The 19,052-nt window shown below is 71.4% G+C and carries 15 protein-coding genes and 1 pseudogene; 8 read left to right on the top strand and 8 right to left on the bottom strand.

Annotation, left to right across the window (positions count from 1 at the left end):
* Positions 1-478: 478 nt before the first annotated feature.
* Complete coding sequence (locus BFF77_RS29560) at positions 479-928, top strand: PTS sugar transporter subunit IIA (protein ID WP_066955997.1); 450 nt, start codon at positions 479-481, stop codon at positions 926-928.
* A gap of 90 nt (positions 929-1,018) precedes the next feature.
* The gene (gene ptsP, locus BFF77_RS29555) at positions 1,019-2,689 is read left to right on the top strand and encodes a phosphoenolpyruvate--protein phosphotransferase (protein WP_066955995.1); all 1,671 of its coding nucleotides are present in this window, start codon (positions 1,019-1,021) and stop codon (positions 2,687-2,689) included.
* A 52-nt stretch (positions 2,690-2,741) separates the two neighbouring features.
* Here the strand turns inward: ptsP and BFF77_RS29550 are convergent, their stop codons facing one another.
* Positions 2,742-3,722, bottom strand: a complete 981-nt coding sequence (locus BFF77_RS29550; RefSeq protein WP_066955992.1) for a hypothetical protein — start codon at positions 3,720-3,722, stop codon at positions 2,742-2,744.
* Positions 3,723-3,841: 119 nt separating this feature from the next.
* Positions 3,842-5,869: an acetoacetate--CoA ligase gene (locus BFF77_RS29545; RefSeq protein ID WP_066955989.1), complete on the bottom strand. Its 2,028-nt coding sequence runs from the start codon at positions 5,867-5,869 to the stop codon at positions 3,842-3,844.
* A 258-nt stretch (positions 5,870-6,127) separates the two neighbouring features.
* Between BFF77_RS29545 and BFF77_RS29540 the strand changes: the two genes are divergently transcribed.
* A complete protein-coding gene (locus tag BFF77_RS29540; RefSeq protein WP_066955986.1) occupies positions 6,128-8,476 on the top strand; it encodes a glycoside hydrolase family 31 protein in 2,349 nt (782 codons plus the stop codon).
* Positions 8,477-8,542: 66 nt separating this feature from the next.
* Here BFF77_RS29540 and BFF77_RS29535 read toward each other — a convergent pair whose 3' ends face one another.
* Positions 8,543-9,115, bottom strand: a complete 573-nt coding sequence (locus tag BFF77_RS29535; protein ID WP_066956006.1) for an NUDIX domain-containing protein — start codon at positions 9,113-9,115, stop codon at positions 8,543-8,545.
* Positions 9,116-9,176: 61 nt separating this feature from the next.
* Here BFF77_RS29535 and BFF77_RS29530 point away from each other — a divergent pair, with 61 nt between their 5' ends.
* From BFF77_RS29530 to BFF77_RS34880, 4 genes and pseudogenes are all read left to right on the top strand, one after another.
* Positions 9,177-10,007, top strand: a complete 831-nt coding sequence (locus BFF77_RS29530) for a M15 family metallopeptidase (RefSeq protein WP_079125603.1) — start codon at positions 9,177-9,179, stop codon at positions 10,005-10,007.
* Between the two features lie 139 nt (positions 10,008-10,146).
* The gene (locus tag BFF77_RS29525; RefSeq protein ID WP_066955983.1) at positions 10,147-10,494 is read left to right on the top strand and encodes an Mpo1-like protein; all 348 of its coding nucleotides are present in this window, start codon (positions 10,147-10,149) and stop codon (positions 10,492-10,494) included.
* A 113-nt stretch (positions 10,495-10,607) separates the two neighbouring features.
* Entirely contained in the window at positions 10,608-11,366 is a 759-nt protein-coding gene (locus BFF77_RS29520; protein ID WP_066955980.1) for an MIP/aquaporin family protein, read from the top strand.
* Positions 11,367-11,505: 139 nt separating this feature from the next.
* Positions 11,506-11,637: pseudogene (locus tag BFF77_RS34880) on the top strand (FGGY family carbohydrate kinase); the annotation flags it as partial.
* A 159-nt stretch (positions 11,638-11,796) separates the two neighbouring features.
* Here the strand turns inward: BFF77_RS34880 and BFF77_RS29515 are convergent.
* The 4 genes from BFF77_RS29515 to BFF77_RS29500 are packed head-to-tail and all read right to left on the bottom strand — an operon-like array spanning position 11,797 to position 16,048.
* Positions 11,797-12,402, bottom strand: a complete 606-nt coding sequence (locus BFF77_RS29515; protein WP_066955978.1) for a GTP-binding protein — start codon at positions 12,400-12,402, stop codon at positions 11,797-11,799.
* Positions 12,383-12,778: a DUF742 domain-containing protein gene (locus BFF77_RS29510; protein ID WP_066955975.1), complete on the bottom strand. Its 396-nt coding sequence runs from the start codon at positions 12,776-12,778 to the stop codon at positions 12,383-12,385. Before BFF77_RS29510 ends, BFF77_RS29515 begins: the two co-directional genes overlap by 20 nt.
* Before the next feature lie 10 nt (positions 12,779-12,788).
* Positions 12,789-13,232, bottom strand: coding sequence for a roadblock/LC7 domain-containing protein (locus BFF77_RS29505; RefSeq protein ID WP_066955972.1), 444 nt, complete (start codon positions 13,230-13,232; stop codon positions 12,789-12,791).
* Complete coding sequence (locus BFF77_RS29500) at positions 13,229-16,048, bottom strand: sensor histidine kinase (RefSeq protein ID WP_066955999.1); 2,820 nt, start codon at positions 16,046-16,048, stop codon at positions 13,229-13,231. Before BFF77_RS29500 ends, BFF77_RS29505 begins: the two co-directional genes overlap by 4 nt.
* 427 nt (positions 16,049-16,475) lie before the next feature.
* Here BFF77_RS29500 and BFF77_RS29495 point away from each other — a divergent pair, with 427 nt between their 5' ends.
* The gene (locus BFF77_RS29495) at positions 16,476-16,928 is read left to right on the top strand and encodes a hypothetical protein (RefSeq protein WP_066955965.1); all 453 of its coding nucleotides are present in this window, start codon (positions 16,476-16,478) and stop codon (positions 16,926-16,928) included.
* A 61-nt stretch (positions 16,929-16,989) separates the two neighbouring features.
* On the opposite strand, the gene BFF77_RS29490 is transcribed toward BFF77_RS29495, so the two are convergent.
* A partial coding sequence (locus BFF77_RS29490; protein ID WP_483855219.1) for a coiled-coil domain-containing protein occupies positions 16,990-19,052 on the bottom strand: 2,063 nt, incomplete at its 5' end.

Below are 19,052 nucleotides of genomic sequence, written 5' to 3'. Positions count from 1 at the left end.
AGGAACCTCAACCCGCCAAAAGTATTGGCAGGCCGGGGTATCAACATATTTGGCGTTGACTTTTGGCACGCTGTTGAGTTCTCAAGGAACGGACGCTTCCTTCGTACTCACCCTCACGGGCTTTCCTCCGGGCATTTCCCTTCGGTGTTGCTGTCTTGCGTCTCCGACTCTATCAGTCCTTTTCCCTCTCCCTGACCACCGATTCGCAGGCATGCGGATGCGATGTCCGAAGAACGATCAAGAATTGATAGATGCCACCGACCCCACGACTCGAAGTCGCTTCGGGGCCGGGCAGGAGTACGACCCTACATGCGGTCCACCGACGCAGGCAAATCGTTTCCGGTCTCCTCCGAGGTCCGCCAACCGGCTGGTCTCCCACAGAATCGGCACTTCCTATGACTTACCCTTCTGAACAGCACGTCGTCCCATCACAGGCGGTGACGGCGGCCTTGATCCCCGCCCTCCTGGGAGGCTCCGTATGACCACCGTGACCGCCCCACTCTCCGGCCGTGCCATCGGGCTCGGTGCCGTGCCCGATCCGGTCTTCGCCGGCGCGATGGTCGGACCGGGGATGGCCATCGATCCGGTCCGGGAGCCCGGCGAGGCCGTCTCTCCGGTCGACGGTGTCGTGGTGTCGCTGCATCCGCACGCCTTCGTCGTCGTCGACCCCGACGGTCGTGGAGTACTGACGCATCTGGGGATCGACACCGTCCAGCTCAACGGTGAGGGATTCGAGCTGCTCGTCAGCAAGGGGGACACGGTCACGCGCGGGCAGGGAGTCGTGCGCTGGAATCCGGTCGCCGTCGAGGAGTCCGGCAAGTCGCCGGTCTGCCCCGTCGTGGCGCTCGATGCCACGGCCGACTCGCTCTCCGGCATCCGGGAGGACGGCGAAGTGAGGACCGGCGACACACTCTTCGGCTGGCAGTGACGCCGATGCCGTATGTCAGGGACGAGCGCGGTGCGCTTGTCGTACTTCCCTCGCGGCGACCCGATCGCCGCATAACCGGAGACGGGTGAGATGGAGACAACGCTGCGAGGCGTCGGCGTCAGCCACGGAGTGGCGATCGGCGAGGTCAGGCACATGGGGACCGCGATGCTCGAACCGCCGGCCGAGCGGATCCCGGCGGAGGAGGCGGAGCGCGAGCAGGGGCGGGCCCGTCGGGCCGTGGAGGCGGTGGCGGCCGATCTGATCGCTCGCGGCAATCTGGCCGGCGGAGAGGCTCAGGGCGTTCTCGAGGCCCAGGCGATGATGGCGCAGGACCCTGAGTTGATGGCCGATGTGGACCGGCGGATCGCGGTCGGGAGCACCGCCGAGCGCGGTGTGTACGACGCGTTCGCCTCGTACCGCGCGCTGCTCGCCAATGCCGGGGAGTACCTGGCCGGGCGGGTCGCGGACCTGGACGACGTGCGGAATCGTATCGTCGCGCGTTTGCTGGGCGTTCCGATGCCGGGTGTGCCGGACAGCGACGAGCCGTTCGTGCTGATCGCCCGTGATCTGGCTCCCGCGGACACGGCGTTGCTCGACCCGGCTCTGGTGCTGGGCTTTGTGACCGAGGAGGGCGGGCCGACGAGTCACAGCGCGATTCTGGCGCGGGCGCTCGGGGTGCCGGCCGTGGTCGCGCTGCCTGGTGCGCAGCAGCTGGCCGAGGGCACGGTGATCGCGGTCGACGGCAGCACCGGTGACATCTTCGTCGAGCCGAGCAGGGCGAAGCGGGCCGAGCTCGAACAGGCCGCGATCGCGCGGAAGGCCGCGCTGTCCGCCTCCACCGGGCCTGGTGCGACATCGGACGGTCATACGGTGCCGCTGCTGGCGAACATCGGCGGTCCGGCGGATGTGCCGGCCGCCGTCGAGGCGGGCGCCGAGGGCGTCGGGCTGTTCCGTACCGAGTTCCTCTTCCTGGACGACAGCGAGCGGGCGCCGTCGGAGGAGAAGCAGATCGAGGCGTACCGCACGGTGCTCCGGGCGTTTCCGGAGGGCCGGGTGGTCGTGCGCGTGCTGGACGCCGGCGCGGACAAGCCGCTGGCCTTTCTCACCCCGGCCGACGAACCGAACCCGGCGCTGGGGGTGCGCGGTCTGCGGAGTCTGCTGGACCATCCCGAGGTGCTGCGGACGCAGTTGACCGCGCTGGCGAAGGCCGCTGAGGGGCTTCCGGTGCATCTGGAGGTCATGGCGCCTATGGTGGCGGACCGTACGGACGCGAAGGCGTTCGCGGACGCGTGCCGTGAGGCGGGGCTCGGCGCGAAGTTCGGTGCCATGGTGGAGATTCCGTCGGCCGCTCTGCGGTCGCGCTCGATTCTCCAGGAGGTGGAGTTCCTTTCGCTGGGGACCAATGATCTGGCGCAGTACACCTTCGCCGCGGACCGGCAGGTGGGCGCGGTGTCGCGGTTGCAGGATCCGTGGCAGCCCGCGCTGCTGGATCTGGTGGCGCTGGCGGCCGAGGGCGCCAGGGCCGAGGGCAGGAGCTGCGGGGTGTGCGGTGAGGCGGCCTCCGATCCGCTGCTGGCGTGTGTGCTCACCGGGCTCGGTGTGACCTCGCTGTCGATGGGCGCCGCGTCGATTCCGTATGTACGGTCGGCGCTCGCGCAGCACACACTGGCGCAGTGTGAGCGTGCCGCCGCCGCCGCGCGGGCCGCGGACACCGCGGACGAGGCCAGGACGGCCGCGCGGGCGGTGCTGTCCGGCGAGTGATCCGGGGAAGGGGCTTCCCGCCGTGGTGTGCGGCGGGAAGCCCCTTTCGCGTTCAGTGGTGGGTGCCGGTGTCGTCGAGGCCGAGGGCGAATCCCGCGCGGTACTCCACGCCCGGTTCCGGGGAGAGCGGCTCTCCGGTGTCCGCGTCCGTGCAGTAGGCGTTGAAGACCTCGGCCTCGGTGAGCGGGACGAGTCCACCGCGGTCCAGTCGCCAGCCGTGCAGCCGGTCGGGTGTGCCGGTGCCGGGTGCTGTCGTCCGCAGGACGACACCGCCCGGGCTCTCCAGGGCGATGCCCAGGGCCAGCACGCTGACGAACTCCGCGCCTTCCGAGGAGCCGAGCAGAACGGGCGCGCCTTCGGGACTGTCGATGTGGAGGACGGCGAGCAGCTGTTCGCCTGCGGCGGGGACGCTGGAGACGAGATGGTGTGTGCCGGGTCCCGCCGCTTCGAGAAGCCTCAGCAGGATGTGGGAGGCACGGTCGAAGGCCGCGCGCCCGATGTCCTGCCCGCAGTCGGCGCACTCCCCGAGGTCGGCGAGGACCGTGGTCGCGTACTCCCATGTCGCCCTGCGGACGGCGGTGCCGATCAGCAGGGTCACCAGCTGGTCGATGGGCTGGCCCGCGTAGGCGACGGCGGCCCCGCTCCCGGGGAGTGTGGCCGTGAAGCGGCTGCGGCCGGCCGCGGAGTCCGGGTCGAGTCCTCTGTCCGCGCAGTACTCCGCGAACTCCTCGGGATCGAAGAGCCCGACGGTGGTGTGCACGCCCCGGGAGGCCAGGGAGGTGAGCAGTCCGTCGATCTGCCGCAGATAGGTGGCGTGGTCGTCGAAGGTGAAGGTGCCGTAGCGCCGCATCGCGGTGAAGTCCTGCTCGTCGGCGAGCAGGCCGACGGTGCTGGGGACTTCGCGGCGCAGTCGGCGCCGCGAAGTCCTGGCAGTCCGCCGTGGTCCGGGCCCGGCGGGCCCGGGCCTTTCCGTACCACCGGGGCGCTGCCGGTGTCCGGTCCGCTGGTGCTGGTGCCGCTCGGTGCGTGCCATGTCTCCCCCTGAGTGCTGTCGGTCACTGCTCACTCACTGTAACCGGGGGGTCTGACAACGGTGCTCGCCCAGGAGTCGGCGGCGATCCGGAGAGGGGGAGACGACGGGGACAGCGGTCCTCACTGGCGGGTGCGGGCGAGGTCCTCGTAGAAGCGCAGCAGTTCGAGACGGTCGACGGAGCCCGCGTTGACGGCCTTGTCGAGCGCCGTGCCCTGGAGGATCCGTTTGACCGGGACTTCGATGCGCTTGCCGGTCAAGGTGTGCGGAATGCCCGGGACTTCGATGATCTCGTCGGGAACATGGCGCGGCGAGAGCCGCGCACGGATCGTCTCTTTGACCCGTGCGCGCAGTGTGTCGTCGAGGACGGCGCCCGGCGCGAGATGGACGAAGAGCGGCATCCAGTACCCGCCATCCGGCTCCTCCAGTCCGATGACCAGGGATTCACGGATCTCGGGAAGGCGTTCGACGGCTTCGTAGATGTCGGCGGAGCCCATCCGGACTCCCTGGCGGTTCAGGGTGGAGTCGGAGCGGCCGTGGATGACGACCGAGCCGCGGTCGGTGAGGGTGATCCAGTCGCCGTGGCGCCAGACGCCGGGGAACATCTCGAAGTAGCTGTCGCGGTAGCGGCTGCCGTCGGGATCGTTCCAGAAGCGCACCGGCATGGACGGCAGCGGATTGGTGACCACCAGTTCGCCGACCTCGCCGACGAGCGGCTTGCCCTGAGGGTCCCAGGCCTGGAGGTCGGTGCCCAGACAGGGGGCCTGGAGTTCACCGATCTCGACGGGAAGGGTGGGCACGGCTCCGGCGAAGCAGCTGCACACATCGGTACCGCCGCTGACGGAGGCGATCCAGAGGTCCTCGGACACATCGTCGTGGAGCCAGCGGAAGCCGTCGGGCGGCAGCGGTGAGCCGGTGGTGGCGACGCATCTGACGCGGGAGAGGTCGTGGTCGCGGCCGGGGTGCGTCTCGGCCTTGCGGCAGGCCATGACATACGCGGCGGAGGTGCCGAAGACCGTGGTCCCGGTCCGTTCGGCCACGCCCCACTGGGCGTCGATGCCGGGATGGCCGGGGCTGCCGTCGTACAGCACGATCGTGGTGCCGGTGAGCAGGCCGGAGACGAGGAAGTTCCACATCATCCAGCCCGTGGAGGTGTACCAGAAGAAGCGGTCCTCGGGACCGAGGTCGAAGTGGAGGCCGATCTGCTTGAAGTGCTCCAGGAGGATGCCGCCCTGGGACTGGACGATCGCCTTGGGCAGTCCGGTGGTGCCGGAGGAGTAGAGGACCCACAGCGGATGGTCGAAGGGAACCTGTTCGAAGACGTCCCTGTCCCCGGCCTCGGCGCTGTCGCTGTCGCTGTCGCTGTCGCTGTCGGAGATCGTGGCGCCCGCGGTGAGGGCCGACCATTCGAGGGCCCCCTCCGGGGCCGGCGTGCCCAGGAGCGGAACATGGACGACGGCGCGCAGGGTGGGCAGTTCCCGGCGGAGTTCGGCGACCGTGCCGGTGCGGTCGTGTTCCTTGCCGCCGTAGCGGTAGCCGTCGACGGTGATCAGCACGACGGGCTCGACCTGCTGGAAGCGGTCCAGGACACTGCGCGCGCCGAAGTCGGGCGCGCAGGAGGTCCAGACTCCTCCGACGGCGGCGGTGGCGAGCAGTGCGACGGCCGCCTGCGGGATGTTGGGGAGATAGCCGCTGACCCGATCGCCCGGGCGTACGCCGAGGGCGCGCAGTTCCCGGGCGAGGGAGATCACCTGGCGCCGTAGCTCGGACCAGCTCAGCGCGAGCTGTTCCTGTGTCTCGTCCATATACAAAATGGCCGGGTCATGGGCTCGGGCCGGATCCTCTGCCGTACGCAGGGCATGTTCGGCGTAGTTGAGGGTGGCGCCAGGGAACCACTCGGCGCCCGGCATGGTGCGATCGCCCAGGACACGGGTGTACGGGGTGGTGAAACGGACGTCGAACCAGTCGGCGACGGCCTTCCAGAAGGTGTCGAGCTCCTCGACGGACCAGCGGTGCAGCGCGGCGTAGCCGCCCTCGGCCGGAGCCCCGTACCGCTCGGCCGCCCAGGCCTGGAAGCGGGTGACACGCGCCGCGGCGACACGGCCGGGATCCGGCCGCCAGAGAGGGGCAGGGCTTGCTGCTGCGGTCATGGGGCGTCTCCCGGCGGGCTCGGCACCGATGTACGGCGCTGGTGTACTCGTCGCTTCGTGCTCGACGCTGGTGTGCGCCGGTCGCGCGCACGTGCGGGGTGTGCGCGTGACGCGACTGACACGGACGATGCCATGTGATCGGCCCTCGCACCAGGTCTGGTCACCCATGGTCGGCGAGGCGGATATGTGCTCCGGCCACGGGTGAACGGGAGTTGAACGATGCCCCACACACCTACCCCGGATGGCAGGCTGAGCAGCATGGACGGTCGTGAACTGGTGCGTTCGATGAAAGTGGTCGGTTCGGTGCAGGGGCTGCGCGCCGTGCGGTCGGCGTGGCGCGGGCGGCGTACGGATGCCAGAGAGCTGGCACCGCGCGGCGCGGAACGGGCCAGGGTGCCGGGACCGGTCAGCGGCGCGGAGCCGCTGCCGGGCGGCGGCACCGTACGGTTCGCGCGCGCGGAGCTGCACATGTGTGTGACGGTGGGCGGCGCCGTGTTCTGGGGCTGGGACGGCGCCGGGCCGCTGCCCTCGTACGCGCTCGCCGACGCCCCGCCGGAGCCGGACACCCGGGCGGCGCTGGAGCCGGACACCGAGGGCGGCTGGCGGGTGGTCTCGGAGCGGGTGACGGTGGCGGTCTCACGCCACGGCGGTGTGGAGGTCCGTACACCGGGGGGTGTGGTGCTGCGCCGGGAGCTGCCGCCGCGCTGGTGGGAGCCGGTCGGCGGCGGCCCGGCGCGCTGGGTGCAGCGCAGCGAGGTGGCGTCGGACGCGCGGTTCTTCGGTCTGGGCGGGCGGGCGTCGGGGCCACGGCTGCGGGACGGTTCGTACCGGCTGTGGAACACCGATCCCGGCGGTGGCTTCGGTCCCGAGGACGATCCGCTGTATGTGACGATGCCGGTCCAGCTCGTGGTCGCGGACGCCGGGACGCATCTCGCGTTCCACGACAATTCCTGGGACGGCCGGGTCACCCTGCGGGAGGGCGAGGAGGGCGCGGGCTCGGGGCACGACCGGCCCGGCACGAGCGAGCTGCGGATGGACGGCGGCCCCCTGCGCTGCTGGGTGATGACCGGAACGCCCGCGCGGGTGCTGCACAGTTGGACGGCGCTGACCGGGGCGCCCACTCCCCCGCCGTCCTGGGCGCTCGGTCCGCAGCACGCGCGCTGGGGGTTCGGCAGTGAGCGGGAGGTGCGGCGGATCGTCGCCGGATACCGGAAACACGGGCTGCCGCTCTCCGCGGTCCATCTCGACATCGACCACTACGACGCGCATCAGGTCTTCACCGTCGACCGTGAGCGCTTCCCGGATCTGCCGGGGCTGGCGCGGGAGCTGCGCGCGGACGGGGTACGTCTGGTGTCGATCGTCGATCCCGCCGTGAAGGCCGAGCCCGGCAACGCGGTGTACGAGAGCGGTTCCGCGGCGGAGGCGTTCGTACGGGACGCACGGGGACGGGATGTCCAGGGCGTCGTATGGCCCGGCGAGTGCGTCTATCCGGACTTCACGGATCCGGCGGCGCGCGAGTGGTGGGGCGGTCTGTACGAGGAGCGGCTGGCACAGGGCTTCGCCGGTGTGTGGCACGACATGAACGAGCCGGTGTCCTTCGCCCCGTTCGGTGATACGACGCTGCCGCGTTCGGCCAGGCATCGGCTGGAGGGTAGAGGCGGGGACCACCGTGAGGCCCACAATGTGTATGGACTCACCATGGCGCGGGCCGGCTTCGAAGGGCTGCGGAGGCTGCGGCCGGACGAGCGTCCGTTCCTCTTCTCGCGTTCCGGCTGGGCCGGTATGCAGCGGTACGGAGGCACCTGGTCCGGTGATGTGTCGACGGGCTGGCCGGGGCTGCGGGCCTCGCTCTCGCTGGTGCTGGGGCTCGGGCTCTGCGGGGTGCCGTACTCGGGCCCCGATGTGGGCGGTTTCGACGGCAGTCCGTCGCCGGAGCTGTATCTGCGGTGGTTCCAGCTAGGGGCGTATCTGCCGCTGTTCCGTACCCACGCGGCGATCGACGCGGGGCGCAGGGAGCCATGGGAGTTCGGTCCCGAGGTGCTGGAACACGCGCGGGCCGCGCTGGTCGAACGGGAGCGGCTGCGGCCGTACTTCGTGACGCTCGCCCAGCTCGCCCGGCTCACCGGGGCGCCGTACGCGCGTCCGCTGTGGTGGGGCGCTCCGGAGGACCGGACGCTGCGTGACTGCGAGGACGCGTTCCTGCTCGGGGACGCGCTGCTGGTCGCACCGGTGCTGGAGCGCGGCGCGGACCGGCGGGCGGTGCGTCTGCCGCGCGGGCGGTGGTACGACACGGCCACGGAGCGGGCGTACGACGGGCCCGGTCAGGTGCTGCTGGACGCGCCGCGCTCCCGTATCCCGGTACTGGCGCGGGCGGGTGCGGTGATCCCCGTACGGGGCGCGGACGGCGGCCCCGAGCTGGAGGCGTGGGCACCGGCGGTGGGACGCGCGGGCGGCGGCCTGGTGGTGCGGGATCCGGGCGACGGCTGGCAAAAGGCGGAGGTGGAGCGGTACACCTCGCGCATGGTCAACGGTGAGGTCCGGGTATCACGGGTGACGGAGGACGGGCCGGTGCAGGCGCAGTGGCCGGTTCGGGTCAGAGGACGCTGAGCCGGGAGCGGGAAGGGCGGCGCGGGACGCCGGGACCCTCCCTCCGCGTCGCCGGAGGCCCTCGCTTCAGGCGCCTCCGGCGGTGTCGTAGCGGCCTGCGAACCAGGACCGTACGGCCTCGGTGTGCAACGGGAACGCCAGCCGCGCCGGCGCGCGCAGAAGGTGCCAGCCCGATGTCTCCTCCGTGGGCACCGAGGGCGGCAGCCGATCGGCCCGTCGCGCCGGGAGCAGACCGAAGACCAGCAGATGGCCGCCGGGAGAGCTGAGCGCGTCGGCCAGCCGTACGTCCGCGCTGTCCGCCTCGATCCCGGTCTCCTCGCGCAACTCCCGGACTACCGCGTGCCGCCAGTCCTCGCCGTGGTCGACAAAGCCACCGGGCAGGGCGATCCCGCCGTACTCCGGCTCGATGGTGCGGGTGATGACGACCAGCCCGCCGCCACTCTCGTCCGTCACCGGCACCAGGGCGATGGCGACGGGCAGCGGATTGCGGTAGGCGGTGGCGCCGCAGGCCGCGCAGGTACGGGGCCAGCCGGCCGCCGCCGGATAGGGCGTACCGCAGCTTCCGCAGTGGGAGTACGGCACGGGCCTCTTCCTCGGTTCTGATACGGGCTCGTCTGATACGTGCTGGGGCTCGGACACGCGCGGACTGTATCCGATCACTCTTTCCACCGGTCCCCGGAGCTGATAGACGAAGGTGTCCATGACCAGACTTCAGTCCGTGCTCCGTGTGCTGGCCGCCTCGGCCGCCGCCGCGCTGTTCACCGTCCTCGCGCCCGTGCCCGCGCCCGCCGCCCAGGCCGTACCGGAGCCGTCCGTACCGGAGCCGTCCGCGCCGAAGGAGTTCGTGGCCCTGCGCTCGGTCGCGCCGACGGTCATCCAGGAGATGCGCTACCTCACCCCGCACAACTTCCTGGGCGAGCCCGTGGACGGCTACCGGCAGCCGGTCTGCATCGTCACGCGCCCGACCGCCGAGGCGCTGCGCCGGGCGCAGCTCCGTCTGCTCAGGCAGGGCTACTCCCTGAAGGTGTACGACTGTTACCGGCCGCAGCGGGCCGTCGACCACTTCGTGCGATGGGCGAAGGATCTCCAGGACGAGCGGATGAAGGCGGAGTTCTATCCGCGCGTCGACAAGTCGCGGCTGTTCGAAGACGGTTACATCGCGGAGAAGTCGGGACACAGCAGGGGCAGCACCGTGGATCTCACGCTCGTCAAGCTGCCGGCCCCACCGACCCGGCCGTACATACCGGGCGAGAGACTGGCCCCCTGCCACGGCCCGAAGGCCGAACGCTTCCCCGACACCTCGGTGGACATGGGCACCGGCTTCGACTGTTTCGACACGCTCAGCCACACCGACGATCCCCGGGTCCAGGGCGAGCAGCGGGCGAACCGGCGGTTCCTGAAGGCGACGCTGGCCGAGGTGGGATTCACCAATCTGCCCGAGGAATGGTGGCACTTCACCCATAAGCCGGAGACCTTCCCGGACACCTACTTCGACTTCCCGGTGGCCCGGCGCGCTGTCGCGGGCAACTGACCCTGCGCGGGAGCACTGACCCCGCGCGGGAGCGGCGACGGCCGGCCGGGACCACCCCCGTGAGCTCCGGCCGCCCGTCTCCGAAACAGACGCGGGAGCACCCGTATCCGGTTCTCCCGCGAGCGGTTACGGTGCCTTCATGGCGGAGCAGGAATTTGATTCGTACGAGGAGTTCTGGCCCTACTACGTCGCCATGCACTCCAGGGCGGCGACCCGCTGGGTCCATCTGACCGGCACGCTCACCGGACTCGCGATCAGTGCCTACGCGCTGGCGCGCGGGCGGAAGCGGTATGCGGCGGCCCTGCCGCTGATCGGTTACGGGACGGCCTGGCCCGCGCACTTCTTCATCGAGAAGAACAATCCCGCCACCTTCGGGCATCCGGCCTGGTCGCTGCGCGGTGACGCGCAGATGATCGGGATGATGCTGGCGGGCCGTGACCACGAGCTGGCCGAGATCGCGCGGAAGTGGCTCGCCGAGCACCGCTGACCACCGCCGGTGGGCACTTCCTCTTCGCCGTCAGCGCCGCGCCCGGCGCGCTCAGCACGCTCGTCGGGGAGAACCGGGGCCGGACGGGTCCCGGGCAGGACCTAGGAGCCGCTTTGAGCAATGGGGACATATTCGTCGGTGAGTTCATCGGAACGGCCGTACTCATTCTGTTCGGCGCGGGAGTCTGTGCTGCGGTCACACTGCACCACTCCAAGGCGAAGGCCGCCGGCTGGGTGGTGATCGCCTTCGGCTGGGGCTTCGGGGTGCTGGCGGGCGCGTACACCTCCGCGCCGCTGTCGGGAGGCCATCTCAATCCGGCCGTGACCGTCGGGATCGCGGTCGACACGGGCGTGTGGGACAAGGTTCCGCTCTACATCCTCGGGCAGATGACGGGCGCGGTGCTCGGCGCGGTGCTGTGCTGGCTGACGTACTACGCGCAGTTCCGGGCCAACGCCGACGCCGCGACCGCACGGCCGACGCTCGGTGTCTTCGCGACGGCGCCGGAGATCCGCAGCCCGGTGGCCAACGTTGTCACCGAGGTGATCGCCACGACCGCGCTGGTCCTGCCGATCCTCGCCTTCGGCAGGAACGCGGGCATCGGGATCGGTGAACTCCCCGGCGACGCCGGTGTGTACGGCTCAGGGATCTCCGTCCTGCTGGTCTCGCTGCTGGTCGTGGGCATCGGCCTGTCACTCGGCGGGCCCACCGGCTATGCCGTCAATCCGGCCCGCGATCTGGGCCCTCGTCTCGTGCACACACTGCTGCCGATCCCCAACAAGGGCGGTTCGGACTGGGGTTACGCGTGGGTCCCGGTGGCCGGGCCGCTCATCGGCGGGCTTCTCGCCGGGGTCGTCTTCAACGCCGCGTTCTGAGCGCGGTCCCGCTCGGCACCGCTTCCGTACGCCGCCTCACGCACACCGTCACACGCACACCGCCTCGCACAGCCCGCCGCACGCACGCCGCTTCACGCACGCCCGTTTTCCGACCGACCGAACCGATCAAGGGGACGTCATGACGGAGAAGTTCCTCGCCGCCATCGACCAGGGCACCACAACGAGCCGCTGCATCATCTTCGGCCACGACGGCGCGATCGCCGCCGTCGACCAGCGCGAGCACCGCCAGATCTTTCCCAGGCCCGGCTGGGCGGCGCAAGGCGGTGGAGCGCAGCTTCGGCCGGCACGAGGAGGAGGCCCGGTAGACCGGTCCGTCCGCGCGACTGCCCGCGACCGACCGGCCGCCGGACCGGGCGTACACCGCAGCCGCGGCGGGCAGGGCGGACCCCGCCCGTACCGCCGCGTCCGCTCAGGTGGTGGCGTGCGCGCGTTGCAGCGCCGCGCGCGTCATGGCGTGCTCGACGACCGTCACCAGCACTTCCTTGACGGACTCGCGCTCGCGCGCGTCGCACATCACCAGCGGGACCTCGGGATCCAGGTCGAGTGCCGCCCGTACGGTCTCGGCCGGGAACCGGCCCGCGCCCTCGAAGCAGTTGACGGCGACGGTGAACGGGATCGCGCGCCGCTCGAAGTAGTCGACCGCCGCGAACGAGTCCGCCAGACGCCGGGTGTCGGCCAGTACGACCGCGCCCAGCGCGCCCTGGGCCAGTTCGTCCCAGAGGAACCAGAAGCGGTCCTGGCCCGGGGTGCCGAAGACGTACAGCACCAGATCCTCGCGGAGGGTGATCCGGCCGAAGTCCATGGCGACCGTGGTGGTCGTCTTGCCCTCGACGCCGTCGACATCGTCGACGGGCCGGCCCGCCTCGCTCAGCATCTCCTCGGTACGGAGCGGTCTGATCTCGCTGACCGCGCCCACCATGGTGGTCTTGCCCACGCCGAAGCCGCCCGCGACCAGGATCTTCAGCGTCACCGGCTCGACCGGACGCTGCCGCTGGCTAGAGCGCCCGTAGACCATTGATCACCTCGCGCAGAATGTTCACGTCCGGCAGCTCGGCCGGCGGAACGGGACGGGTTACATGCACGATCTCGCTCTCGACGAGATCGCCGACCAGTACCCTGACCACCCCGACGGGGAGGTCGAGGCTCGCCGCCAGTTCGGCGATCGACTGGGGACTGGCGAGGCAGCGTTCCACGATCTCCACATGTTCGGGAGAGAGCGTCTGGTCCCGGGCGGGATCGTCGGCCGCGGGTTCGGGGACGACGATCGCGATCAGGTCGAGCCGGTGGCGCGTCGCGCTGCTGGTGCGGCCACGCGTCATCGCGTACGGGCGTACCACCGGTCCGGCCTCGCCGTCGAACCAGTGCTGCGGATCCTGACCTGCGTCACTCATCCCAGCCCACTCACCCTCCGGCGGGCAGACCGGTCCGCGGCGCGGTGCCGAGATGGACACCGACGCGCTTGACCATCAGCGTCATCTCGTAGGCGACCTGGCCGACGTCGGAGTCCGCGTCGGAGAGCACGGCCAGACAGCTCCCGTCCCCCGCCGCGGTGACGAAGAGGAACGCGTCGTCCAGTTCCACGACGGTCTGGCGGACGCTGCCCGCCTCGAAGTGGCGGCCCACGCCCTTGGCGAGGCTGTGGAATCCGGAGGCGACGGCCGCGAGGTGCTCGCCGTCCTCGCGGGTGAGGTCCTTGGACGTGCCGGTGGCGAGGCCGTCGCCGGAGAGGACCACCGCCTTGCGGATACTGGCGACCCGCTCGACGAGTTCGTCGAGCAGCCAGTTCAGCTCTCCCGAGCCGTTGGGGTCGGTGGAGTTGCGTATTGCGGCGTTCGGTGCGGTCATCGACCGTCCCCCTCCGGTGTGGTTCCTTGTGTATCGCCGGGGCCGGTGGAGTCCTCGGCATCGTTCTGCCGACGACCGCGCTGCCAGCCCCGTTGGAGCGAAGCCATACGGCTGCGTACTTCGTCCGCGTCCCGTTCGGTGTCGTGGGGCGCGGCCGACGCCTGGTCAGAGGAGCGGTGCGGTGTGACGTCCCGCAACTGGGGCGCGAGGCTGGCCTGCCGGATGCGGCGGGGCAGCCCGTCGAGCAGCGGCGGGGCCTCGTCGGCGGATCGCGGGGCACCGGAGCCGGACGGCTGTGCCGGTACGCCGGACCAGCCGCGGCCCGACGCGCCCGTGCTCTGTTCCCGCGCGTCCCGCGCCTCCCGTGCGGAAGGCGTACGGCCGGGCTCGTCCAGGCGCCGGCCGCGGTCCACGACCAGGGTCGGAGGCTTGCGGCGGGGCAGGCCCACCGGATCCCCGGAGCGCGGGGACCCGGGATCGGCGGCCTGCTGGTGCTGCTCGTGGAGTCCGCGCGGCTCCTGGATCGCGCGGCCGTCGCGCCGGTCGCGGAAGTCACGGCCGCCGTCGCGGGCATCCCGTACATCGCGCACGTCCCGTGTCTCCCCCGGCTCACCGGCGGAGTCGCGCAGACGGTCACGGGCGCGGAACAGCCCGCCGCGCTCACTCTCGGTCTCGTCGAGATCGGCGATGCCGTCACCTCCGCCGAGTACGCCGTCACCGCCGAGCACCGGGCCGCTCCCGAGGCCCAGGGTGCCGACGGGTGCTTCCAGTTCGACCGGGCCGTCGAGCACGGACGGGCCGCTGCCGCGCCCGGTGGGGACCTGCGCCAGCGCGGTGCGCCGCCCGGTGCCGCCCTCGCCGCGCTGGCGTCCGCCGCTCGCAGTCCTCTTGCGGTCGAGGCGGAAGCCGGTGCCCTCGGTCTCGGGCGCGTCGGTCAGCAGCGCGACGGGCAGGAAGACGATCGCGGTGGTGCCGCCGTACGGGGAGGGCTGGAGCGAGACGCGTACGTTCTGCCGCTGGGCGAGGCGGCTGACCACGAAGAGGCCCAGCCGGTCGGTGTCGGACAGTTCGAACTCCGGGGTCTCCGCGAGCCGCAGGTTCGCGTCGAGCAGCACCTCGGGCGCCATCCCGAGACCGCGGTCGTGGATCTCCAGGGTGAAGCCGTTGGCGACCCGCTCGCCGTGCACCTGGACCGCGGTGTGCGGCGGTGAGAACACCGTGGCGTTCTCCAGGAGTTCGGCGATGAGATGGGTGAGGTCGGCGACCGCGGGGCCGCCGACGCCGATCCGGGGCAGCCTGCGGACCTCGATGCGCTCGTAGTCCTCGACCTCGGCCACGGCGGCCCGTACCACGTCCATGAGCTGGACGGGCTTGCGCCACTGCCGTGAGGGCGCGGCTCCGGAGAGGATCACCAGACCTTCGGCGTGCCGGCGCATACGGGTGGTGAGGTGGTCGAGCCGGAAGAGGTCGGCGAGTTCCTCGGTGTCCTCCGTACGCCGCTCCATGGTGTCCAGGAGCGTGAGCTGACGGTGGAGGAGGACCTGGTTGCGGCGGGCGAGGTTGACGAACACCTCGGAGACGCCGCGCCGGAGGTCGGCCTGCTTGACGGCGGCCTCGACGGCGGCGCGCTGGAGTGTGTTGAGCGCCTGGCCGACCTGGCCGACCTCGTCCCGTTCGTAGTCGAGCCGGGGCGCCTCGGTCTCCACGTCGACCTGCTCGCCCGCGGCGAGTCTGCGCATGACGCTGGGCAGCCTGACACCGGAGACCTCATGGGCCTCCTTGCGGAGCTGGGTCAGGTCACGGACCAGATCGCGGCCGACGCGTACGGACACGATCACGGAGACGAGGAGCGCGACGAAGCCCACGGTGCCGGCCAGGACGAGCCGGATGAAGACCCCTTGGCGCACGGGGTCGATATGCGCCCGGTAGAGGGCGTCGGCCTTGGCGCTCTCCCTGGTCAGGTCCTCCAGGACCGGCGCGGTCATCGTCTGCCAGTGCGCCAGGTCGACGACCTTGGGGTCGTTGGCGGGCCCGGCCTCGATGAGGTCGTCCTCGGTCTGGCGCAGCGCGAGCGTGGCCGGGGTGCGCCAGTACTGTTCGAGCGTCACACGGTCCGTGAGCGGCAGGTCGGACAGGTTGGTCTGGTAGAGGACGGTGCGGCCGGCGACCAGATCGGAGAGCGAGCGGATGTCCTCGGCGGTGACTCTGCGGGCGGTCAGCGCGGAGGCGACCACCGCGTCCTCGCGGGAGAGCATCTCCTTGGCGCGGCCGAGACCGACCAGCGCGCGGCCCCAGTTGTCGCCGTCCACGTCCTCGTGGCCGTACAGCGACGCCAGGAAGCTGTGGCCGGGCTCGATGAGCTGGTTGTAGAAGTCCAGAGCCCGCTCACGGGTGACGGTGCTCTCGTCCACGGAGCGGCGCATCAGGTCGAGGCCGTCCAGGGCGCCCAGGAGCGCCTTGAACCGCTCGGACGTGATGGGGTCCATCCGGTCGCGGACGGCGAAGGTGGCGTTTCTCCTGACGAGGGCCAGGGCAGCATTCGTATCGGCCCGGCGACCGCGCAGTTCGGTCAGCGAATCCGCGGCGCGCGGGTCGGAGAGATGGATGAGTGTCTGCCGGCGCTCGCTCTGGAGGACGAGGATCGCGTCCTCGACGGGGTGGCCGATCTTCTTGATGACATGGCCGACATCGAGGAGTTGGTTGGCCTGGCCGCCGGTGAGGACGGAGACGAACGCCCACATGACGGTGAGCGCGACGAGCGGCACGAGCAGCAGCGCCACGATCTTCCGGCGGATGGATTTCCCGCGAAAGCGCATGGCCTCCCCCAGCTCGATCCCCGCCCGGTGCGGGAGATACTCCGTCAGCAAACGGCGCGAGCCTACTACTGTCACACCGGCAACTCGAAGACACGTCCGGATGATTTTCGACCGCCGCCTGACACCTTGATCATGAGTTGTCCCGTTTTTCGGCGAGATGGCGTCCGCCGCGAGGAGACCGGGCGCGGGCCTGAACGACGGGTACCGGCCTGATCAGTTGGCCTGAATCATTCGATCGATGTTTCTCGGGGAATCTTCGGGCGCCGCCATTCGTCCTTGTGTGCGGGGACAGTACGGGGATCAAGGGGAAGCGGGGAGTGCCGCGGGCGGTTCGCGTATCACATTCGGTTCCATGGCCGGCGTGAAGCGCGACGGGACGGGCAATCACCCTTGAGTCGGACAGTGGACAGGTTGGGGAGTGACGTCCATGGAGACGGATGAGCGGCGTGACGCGGCTTCGGCGGGTGGGATCGCGGAGGTGTCCCGGGGGCTCTGGGTCGAGGAGCCCGCGGCGCGGTATCGCATGCCGGATCCGGTCAGAACGGCGGCCGTGCGGGCGGTGATCATAGCGGCGGTGACATTGATTCAGGCCATGGTCGCCTTTCTCAGCACGCTCGCGGGGTCCTGGCTGGCGTTTCCGATGGTGCTGAGCAGTGTGGCCTCCACGGTGGTGGCGACCTGGGGCGTGCTGGACGTATGGGTCACACGCCAGGTGTGGAACCAGCGCCATGGTGTGGTGTCCGCGCCGAGCAGCACGGCCCGCCAGCTCCGCAGGGAGCGGCGCAGGGCCAGGCGCGCGGCGAGAAGCGCGGCGCGTGAGGCCGCGCGAATACGGCGGCGGGGCCGGCGGCATCGGAACAACAGACTGAGCGAGGCCTGAGGCCCGTCGGCCGGGCGGGGCCCGGGGGACCACCGCCGTCGCGTCGCCCGGTGGCGGGCCGTCACTCGGTGACGGGCTCCGGCGTCCGTTTGAACATCCGTGTCGCGGTGATCTCCCCGTGTACGGGCTCGCCGTCCGGGTCCGGCTGGGGCAGTCCTGGGCGCAGATGCTCCTCGACGCTGATGTATTTGAGTCCCGCGCGCAGATCCGCGTCGTTGCGCAGCCGGATGACCAGGGGGAACTCGGCGAGCGCCGTCGTGTCGAAGAGACCTGTGGTGTAGAGGAGTTGTACGCCCAGGGCATCCGAGACCGCGCGCTGGAGCTCCAGCAGATAGGTGGCGTTGGCGCGGCCGATCGGATTGTCGAGGAAGAGCGTGCCCGCGTGACGGTGCTTGTCGCGGCCCCGGTCATTGCTGCGCAGGGCGGCCATCGTGCAGTACAGCGCGATCGCGGCGGTCAGGAGCTGACCGCCGGAGAAGACGTCGCCCATCTGTCCGACCGGGACCCGCTCGGCGCGCAGGACGGCGTCGGGCTTGAGGATCTCGACGGCGACCCCCTTGGGCTGGAGCGCCGCCTGAACGCCGCGCAGCAGCAGGGACATTCCGTCCCTGCGCAGATCGGAGTTCTTCCTGAGGGCGGCGCTGGTGGCCTCGTCGACGACCTCGCCGAGCCGCTCGACGAGCGCCGCCCGCTCCGGCTCCTCGAAGCGGATCCGCAGGAACTCCTGGCCCGACCACTCCCCGAGCCCTTCGGGCAGCCGGGAGAGCCGCTGCGCCGAGCGGAGCGTCGTCAGCGCGGACTCGACCAGGCCGCGCAGCCGGTCGACGATGGAGTCACGGTTGCGTTCGAGCTGTGCCAGTTCGTCCGTCAGCACCCGCAGCCGGGGCGCGAAGGCCTGGGCCCAGGACGCGGCGTGCTCGGGCAGCGCGGACGCGGGCAGTTCGCGGATCTGCTGGCGCGCGGGCGTGCGCACCTGTTCGTAGCGGGTCGCGTTGGCGTGCCGTACGAGCACGTCGCAGGCTTCCCGTACACCGGCGTCGGCGGCGGAGAGGTCGGCGGCGCAGGCGCGCAGTGAGCGGCGGGCCTCGGCCGTGGCGAGCCGCGCCTCCGGCAGACCTCCGGGGTAGGGCTCGGGCGGCTGAGATGTCTCCTCGTCCCCGTCGTCCTCGGCCGCGGCGCCCCGGAGCAGATCGCGCAGGAGGGCGGCCGTCTCGTCGAAGCCGCCCGCCGCGTCCTCGGCGGCGCGGTGCGCGTGGAGCAGTTCGCCGTGGGCGCCGCGCGCGGTCTCCAGCGCGTCGGTCCTGACGGCGAGTTCGGTGGTGGCGGTACGGAGAAGGCTCTGCGCCGTCTCGGCGTCGGCGGGCACCAGCTCCTCGGGCAGTTCGGTGTGCGCGTCGCCGTCGGCCGGTGCGAGCCGCTCGGCCTCGCCACGGAAGCGGCCGAGCTGTTCGCTGGCGGCCGAGGCACGCGACTCCAGCATCTGGACGAGCGACTCGGCGCGGGCCGCCGCCGCCTGCCGGGACGGGCCGTCGGCGCCGTCCGTCGATTCGAGGAGCTGCGCGGCCCGGTTGCGCACCTTGTTGGTGAGCCGGTCCAGTTCGGCGAGCGCGGCGCTCTCGTCGCTCTCGGCGCGGGCCTGTTCGGCCCGCAGATCGGCGCCGACGCCGACCTTCTCGTAGAGCTGGGAGGCGGCGCGATATGCCTCGCGGAGGGCGGGCAGCGCGGTGCGCGGTGCGCCGGGCCCCTGCTCGGGCAGGTTCTCGGGGGCGCCGGCGATCTCGGCGCGCTCGGCGCGCAGGGCGCGGGCGGTACGACGGGCGTCGTCGGCCGCGCGCTGGGCGGCCCTGCGGTCCTCGTCGGCGGCGCGGGCCCGCTCCAGGCACACGGCGGCCCGTGCCTCGGACTCGGCCGCCTCGTCGGCCAGTTCGCGCAGCTTCGCCTGCCAGCCGGACCGCTCGCGGAGCCGGAAGGCGAGCCCGGCCAGGGCGTCGGCGCCGCGCCGGGCGCGCTGGGCGGCCTCCTGCCGTTCGTCACGGACCCGCGCGGTGTCGGCGGCGGCCTCGTCCGCCTCGGCCCGTACCGTACGTGCCTCGGTGAGAGCCGCCGCGGCCGTCTCCGCCGCGG

Origin of the sequence: Streptomyces lushanensis (genome assembly GCF_001700515.1) — a bacterium.
Lineage (GTDB): Bacteria > Actinomycetota > Actinomycetes > Streptomycetales > Streptomycetaceae > Streptomyces > Streptomyces lushanensis.
This window is presented reverse-complemented; position numbering and strand designations above follow the sequence as displayed.

Coding starts and splice junctions, on each gene's coding strand:
- BFF77_RS29495 (WP_066955965.1), top strand. CDS start 16,476: ATGGAGACGGATGAGCGGCGTGACGCGGCTTCGGCGGGTGGGATCGCG.
- BFF77_RS29510 (WP_066955975.1), bottom strand. CDS start 12,778: ATGAGTGACGCAGGTCAGGATCCGCAGCACTGGTTCGACGGCGAGGCC.
- BFF77_RS29500 (WP_066955999.1), bottom strand. CDS start 16,048: ATGCGCTTTCGCGGGAAATCCATCCGCCGGAAGATCGTGGCGCTGCTG.
- ptsP (WP_066955995.1), top strand. CDS start 1,019: ATGGAGACAACGCTGCGAGGCGTCGGCGTCAGCCACGGAGTGGCGATC.
- BFF77_RS29525 (WP_066955983.1), top strand. CDS start 10,147: ATGGCGGAGCAGGAATTTGATTCGTACGAGGAGTTCTGGCCCTACTAC.
- BFF77_RS29530 (WP_079125603.1), top strand. CDS start 9,177: ATGACCAGACTTCAGTCCGTGCTCCGTGTGCTGGCCGCCTCGGCCGCC.
- BFF77_RS29540 (WP_066955986.1), top strand. CDS start 6,128: ATGGACGGTCGTGAACTGGTGCGTTCGATGAAAGTGGTCGGTTCGGTG.
- BFF77_RS29560 (WP_066955997.1), top strand. CDS start 479: ATGACCACCGTGACCGCCCCACTCTCCGGCCGTGCCATCGGGCTCGGT.
- BFF77_RS29505 (WP_066955972.1), bottom strand. CDS start 13,232: ATGACCGCACCGAACGCCGCAATACGCAACTCCACCGACCCCAACGGC.
- BFF77_RS29545 (WP_066955989.1), bottom strand. CDS start 5,869: ATGACCGCAGCAGCAAGCCCTGCCCCTCTCTGGCGGCCGGATCCCGGC.
- BFF77_RS29550 (WP_066955992.1), bottom strand. CDS start 3,722: ATGGCACGCACCGAGCGGCACCAGCACCAGCGGACCGGACACCGGCAG.
- BFF77_RS29515 (WP_066955978.1), bottom strand. CDS start 12,402: ATGGTCTACGGGCGCTCTAGCCAGCGGCAGCGTCCGGTCGAGCCGGTG.